The following is a 6,000-nucleotide window of genomic DNA, read 5'->3' as shown; positions in this document are numbered from 1 at the left end:
CAACCAACAACGAGCTAAGGGTAAGTCTCATCAATCAGCGGTAAGAGCTTTGGCTTTCAAGTGGGTGCGTATTGTATTTAGGTGTTGGAAAACGAAAGTACCTTATGATGAATCCAAATATTTAAAAGCATTAAAGGAAAGAAACTCTCCTTTATTGGCTGCATAAAATACTTGTTGAATGCCTCAGGGCGTGAAGCTGACATTAAGGCTTAGTTTGAAAGGGTAACTACTGCCACTTTGAAGACGTTATCATTTGAGAAATTATACTGAAAACTTTTGTATGTTTTGATCTACAGCGGACATGGCTTAATAACCACATTACTCTGGCAGTTTCCTGATAGCGGACGTTCTTCATAGATAAAAACATGGTCTCTTGATGATTACTTTTTGCCTATAGCCAGTTAAATCTGAATGTGAACAAAGCCATCACAGCGGTCATAGAAACTTTAAATTATATTGATAATTTCTCGCTAAAGCTGATCAAAATTTTAAATTTTCACATAAAATTGTTACCACATTACTAAAAGAAATTGGAATTCAATTATTTTAGACGGTTCAATTCCACAAGGTGATATAGAGCGGATGATGGATAATTCATTTAAGCTGGTGGTTAGTAAAATGACCAAGAAAGACCAGAAGTCTATCTTGGTAAATTTATGATGGTTGTTATTTAACTATTCTTGCCCAGTATACCAATACTTAACGATCCCCTCAGCAGGTTTTCCGCGGACAGATTGAGATATGTTAGGGAAACCTTCAAAACTGGGTATTAATGTTTGTGAAAGCCAATAACCAGTATGTATGTCGACGCTATTTATCATAAAAGTATCTTGCTCTTCAATTGCTTGCATAATGCCTTCTATGCCGACTGATTGAACAGAAAAATCAGTAACGAAACTTTCTTGAATGCAACTTACCTCAGTTCCATCTTCTATAGTTCCAGGAGTACAGAAACCATCTTCTTTCCAACCATTGAGAAAAAAGTCTTCACGGCTTTGTACTTGCACAACAAGTGTTATCGGTAAATCTATATCTGAAGTACCATACCAGCATGGCTGGTTAATATCGTCACAATATATCTGACTATGTTGGTAGGAGAGCGATTCAAACGTTTTCTGTTTTATCAATTCCGTTGTTAGGTTGGCATTTTCTTCGGCGTTAAATTGATTCCCACAGCACTGTAAGGCATTGATCACAATGCTATCGACTCTGGAGAATATTCGTTGGTCATTATAGACAGTCCCTATTTGTCCCCAAACAATTTCACCATCAAAATTGGCGCTTATATCGTCAATTATTTCGGAAAATCGTTCAATATAATAATCTTTTAGTTCATCTGTATGCAAAGTGACCCACATTGCATTCCAGTCAGCGGCAATGCCTTTTATGCCGATTTCTTGGGCATGTTTTGCCTGAATAATAATATTATTTTGATGTGCATCCAATAGTATTTTAAGCTTGCCCAATGTGAGGTCCTCACCTTGCTCAACAATAATTTCTCGATCATTATTGGTTTGAGTAAACTGCCAAGAAAAATAAACTTCAATGCCGAGCAGATTTGCTTGCTCGACAATATATTCGACATACTTTTTAGGGGTATGATACTTAGCTTCGTCTACTACCCAGGGTTCTTGACTATCGTTCCAATCACCATAATTGTACATCCAAAACCTTTGTGCGCCAGATACACTCATCGCTTGTAATGCTTCCAAATACATCAATTCTACATATTCATCTCTGGAACAATTGTCGCGAGTAGACTGGGGTAGACCATCATAAATCCAACTAGGTGAATAATCTTTAAAACTGATACTTCTAACTATACTGCTAGCAAGTTGACTTCTGGGGGAGGGTGTTTCAAATTTACCATTATATTCAACGGGGTAATCTGCGTTATGAGGGTTAGTGCATGATGAAGTAACAGGTGGCATTACCACTGGTGTTGGATTTGATGAGGCTGTATCGCTAGTCCCACCTCCGCCGCCACAGGCGCTTAGGAACAAAGTAAGAACGAAGATAACAAAATACTTGTTTGTGTGGGACATCTTTAACCTCTCAATAAATGATGTAGTGAATACGTTACAGACAAGGTAGTAAAAGTATCCGTATAAATTACAACCCCATGACCTTATGCAATGCACTTAGGCTAATAGCTTTGCGTCTATTAATTTTCGTTAATAGTTGCCAGTTATTAGCTGATTTTATCGTAAAGCCAGATAAGTTCAAAATTATTTATATTCGCTATTAAATAGTAGCGCTAATGTTTATATGATTAACCTAGTTTGGACGTGAATTTATCAGTGTAAATAGTTCGTTTACCACACCCAAGCGGACGTTAGTATCCACAGTTACCTTATGACTTCTACCTCTATGATTTTTAATTCTACTGCCGAATGTCTTTGGTCAACTAACTGGTGCACAGTTGACCTAGACAAACACTCAAAATTTCAAAATATTACTTCCGGTTTGCGCACGGAGGAGTCTTTACCCTTTAATTCATTAATGTCAGCTATCGTATCTTTGTTAACATTAGATAGCGAGCATCTGAGACTTCTCCAGCTAGCCAATTGCGGACATTAAGCCTTTACAAATTCAGGAGCATATTTAGGGCAAGTTTTTAACTTAGTAATAGGCTCAGACGTGTTTACAATTTTAAAAGCATTGATTTGTGAAAGGTTATCAATTGATTTTGTTGAAAAATTATTAGCACAAAAATCTCTTAAATTGACTAATTCGTCCTCTGTTAAATAATTTAATATTGAGAACCTTTGATTCAAATCTATTTCTTCATGCTCCAACCAAGTATATAAAACCGATAAGGCAGATATTTTATTTTCTAAGGTGCCAGCCTGATCCTTAGCTCTTAATTTTCTCATTACATATAATGTTGGATACATTAACGGCATACCATCACTATCAGCCAACGTGCAACACTCTTCACCATTATCAAACTGAAATCTTTCTACTCTAAAGTTAAGTTCCATAAGAACCTCCTACAACTGTTAAAACGCTGTAAGTTATTCTGGTAAACTTTTTAATTTTTATAAGAGATTTTTATATTATTTATCTATAAAAATAATTACAATAAAATACAACCACTTAAAAGACAATCTTTTACTTTAAAATAATTGGAATCATGAGGTATTTATGATTTATAAAAAATACCTAGATCAAAAATTAATAGTTCAGTTATAAAAAAGCCCCCTAAAGTGTTTTTTTATAAACATATGTGACTACGCATAATAGTTGAGATTAACAATCACCAAGTGAGATTTAGTTTTTAGGATCACTTTCTATATAGAGCAGAAGTTAGCATTTGAGAATTTATACTGAAAATATTTGTATGTTTTAATCTAAAGCGGATATGGCTGAATAAACCCATTACGCTATGAGCTTCCTGATAGGACGTTCTCAATAGGTAAAAAAATGTGATTTTGATGTTTATAACACACTCGATTTTTAAGTTCATTGACTGGCAACAAAGCCACCACAGCGGAAGTTAGCAACTCTTTAATCCTAACGTCCGTTCACGGCTGACATAACTCTCGTTGCAGTTATTATGGTGTTTGATAAGTAGTTAAAATGTACCTATCCCCTCTTATTGCATTAAAAAATTTAACAAAAATTTGTTTTGTTTTCTCACAGGAATACATTCTTTATACTTATCTAGTAAAGCTGTAACCTATAGCAAAAGATACCCAAGGTTCGTCTTGAAACTCCCAGTCATCCCCCTTTGAACCTGATAAATGATCTACACCAACAATTAGAGCAATGTCCCAATTTTTACTGATTTCAAAATTTACACCAAGGGCAAGGGTCAGGCCATCTTCTGTTTCGACCTTATCCGTACCTACTTCACTAACTGATATTTTGGATAAGCCAAATGCTGCCAGTAATTCAAATGTCTCTCTTTTATATGAAATGTATGGCCCTATAGCTGAGTCACTATATATGTCCCCCTTTCTAAGCTTATAAGGTATAACTAATAATCCTGTGTTTAATCCACCGACTCTTATGTAATTAGATTTTTCTACTTTATTATTTTCTGTTAAACAGAATTTAAAGGGCTTATTAAAATATGTACTAGTTGTTGTGGATTTATCGGTTTTTAAGTCTACGTTATATACATGAACAATTTTTTCTTCATCTATTTGTGCATTATGATCAAGGGTTTGTTTAAAATAGGTGTTTCTGGGGATATTTGTCGGAGTAGCGCTGCTGTCATTACACTCTTTATCTGTGTTTATTAAATTTATAGGGTATAAATTTTTAAATGAAGGGGTAAAAGTTAGGCCCCATGAGGCGTCGGTATCTCCATTCACACATCGTCCCTTTGAACATTGGACGTTATCAGCGAAAGAATATGAACTAACAACTAGTAAAGTAGTGAGTAACAATTTTATTGTACGCATTTTTATTCCTTTATTATGTAGAAGAACTTTAGGAACAAAGAAGCGCAATTCAAGATTTATTAGGAGAAATACCACATTCCTTGTGCCTACTACATTATAATAGTACAAAAAACGAACACATCAAATTTATTTAAAAAATATTTTAGATTGTAGTAAATCAAATATAAATTTGGGTTGGGCGAAACTTGATGACCTCTTAAGTATCTAATATAGTTATTACCACAAAATAGGCATAGCTAAATATTTCGAATCTTTATAGTGAACAGTTACCTAAGCTTATCGTTTCAAATTATCTCGAATAATAATCTCATTTACGCATTAATTAGTCATGCCAATATAAATTAATGAATGACCGCTATGGCTAAGCGGACTATTTATTGTGATAAATACAAGTCTATTTTAAGTCGGCAATGTGGCAAAAGTAATCATAAACCGACTACCCCAATACAGTTCATTTAAAACGACTCTGACCCCTTTTATTTCACTTTATACATAAGCGGTGGTAAGTCAATTCCTGCTGAAAACCTTCCTTTCAAACGATAACCTTTACTAATATCCCTTTAAATATAGTTAGATCAACACCGTAATGTAACTAAATAACGTATAAAAAGAACAAAACACAGCGAAACACAAATATAATCACAAAATAGTGGTTTTATTACGAAATTTATTTACATTAGAGTTTTAGCTCTATACACTCGTCGGCAATTAAAGCATTCCAAACTTTTTAAATTTCTGAGGTACTTATGAAAACTTTACTTATACCAGCACTTACTGCCATTGTTTCTTTAAACACATTTGCGACAACGTCTAATGTAAAGTTTATCGCAACTGACTATTCAGCTGAAACTCAAGTTTGTCTAGCTGCAGCGCAAAATGGCTTAACTTCAGCAGAAGATAAAGCCAAAGAATTAGGTATTAACTATAGTGGCCTTCAATACATTATCCAATGTAACGGTAAATCATTAATTCAGTTTTCAAAAACGCCTAAAAAGGTAGCTAAAATTGCAGAAATAGAATTTGTTGTAACAAAACCACAATATAAATTTGTTACAACAAATAAAAATAAGGCGTCAAAAATTTGTGCAGATGCGGCGATTAATGGCTTTAACTTCGTTAATGAAAATTACAGTGATGTTAGATACATAGTTTGTAATGGCCAAAACATAGTTCGCTTTGCTAAAAAATACAAAAGCTAATTTGTTTATTTTTTAAATGTGTAATATCGGTTTTGACTTTTATTAACACGTAGTTTGATTGATTCCCCAACCAATTAAACCTTTCGCCTCGCAATTTGCGGGGTTTTTTTTTGTTTAATATTCGTAACCAATAGAAGCATGTTCCACTTAATATAAAAGCAAGTTACTTTATTAAGTGGCTTGGTAGAACTATAAGCTATTCAAGTGGGACAAATTACAGTTGGCAGGTACCGCTCCGCTTCACATTTTAGCCAGCTACAATTTCCCCCTTTACAGGACGCTATCCATGCAAAAATCTAATCCAAATTAACGTTGCAGATTGAATCCTAATGTCTGCAATGTGTCAAAAGTGAATGTTCAGATACGAGTCGCCACCGGCAGCAATGAGC

General features: G+C 34.4%; 4 protein-coding genes, 1 pseudogene and 1 riboswitch. Of the genes and pseudogenes, 2 read left to right on the top strand and 3 right to left on the bottom strand.

Annotation, left to right across the window (positions count from 1 at the left end; all coding sequences use genetic code 11):
* A pseudogene (locus H4J67_RS18360) lies at positions 1-166 on the top strand (IS110 family transposase); the annotation flags it as partial.
* 508 nt (positions 167-674) lie between these two features.
* Here the strand turns inward: H4J67_RS18360 and H4J67_RS18355 are convergent.
* The 3 genes from H4J67_RS18355 to H4J67_RS18345 form a co-directional block, all read right to left on the bottom strand.
* Complete coding sequence (locus tag H4J67_RS18355) at positions 675-2,045, bottom strand: hypothetical protein (RefSeq protein ID WP_182204629.1); 1,371 nt, start codon at positions 2,043-2,045, stop codon at positions 675-677.
* Positions 2,046-2,110: 65 nt separating this feature from the next.
* A riboswitch (cyclic di-GMP riboswitch) is annotated at positions 2,111-2,196 on the bottom strand.
* A gap of 380 nt (positions 2,197-2,576) precedes the next feature.
* The gene (locus H4J67_RS18350; RefSeq protein ID WP_182204627.1) at positions 2,577-2,984 is read right to left on the bottom strand and encodes a hypothetical protein; all 408 of its coding nucleotides are present in this window, start codon (positions 2,982-2,984) and stop codon (positions 2,577-2,579) included.
* Between the two features lie 678 nt (positions 2,985-3,662).
* On the bottom strand, positions 3,663-4,322 hold the full coding sequence (locus H4J67_RS18345; protein WP_182171479.1) for a hypothetical protein: 660 nt from the start codon (positions 4,320-4,322) through the stop codon (positions 3,663-3,665).
* 836 nt (positions 4,323-5,158) lie between these two features.
* Here H4J67_RS18345 and H4J67_RS18340 point away from each other — a divergent pair.
* Positions 5,159-5,611, top strand: a complete 453-nt coding sequence (locus H4J67_RS18340) for a hypothetical protein (protein WP_182171476.1) — start codon at positions 5,159-5,161, stop codon at positions 5,609-5,611.
* Positions 5,612-6,000 lie beyond the last annotated feature (389 nt).

This window comes from Colwellia sp. BRX10-4, from assembly GCF_014077465.1.
GTDB lineage: Bacteria > Pseudomonadota > Gammaproteobacteria > Enterobacterales > Alteromonadaceae > Colwellia_A.
The sequence above is the reverse complement of the archived record's forward strand: the minus strand, read 5'-3'. Positions and strand labels throughout refer to the sequence as shown.

Excerpts from the sequence above, each read along its gene's own strand:
- H4J67_RS18350 (WP_182204627.1), bottom strand. The coding sequence starts at position 2,984 with ATGGAACTTAACTTTAGAGTAGAAAGATTTCAGTTTGATAATGGTGAA.
- H4J67_RS18355 (WP_182204629.1), bottom strand. The coding sequence starts at position 2,045 with ATGTCCCACACAAACAAGTATTTTGTTATCTTCGTTCTTACTTTGTTC.
- H4J67_RS18340 (WP_182171476.1), top strand. The coding sequence starts at position 5,159 with ATGAAAACTTTACTTATACCAGCACTTACTGCCATTGTTTCTTTAAAC.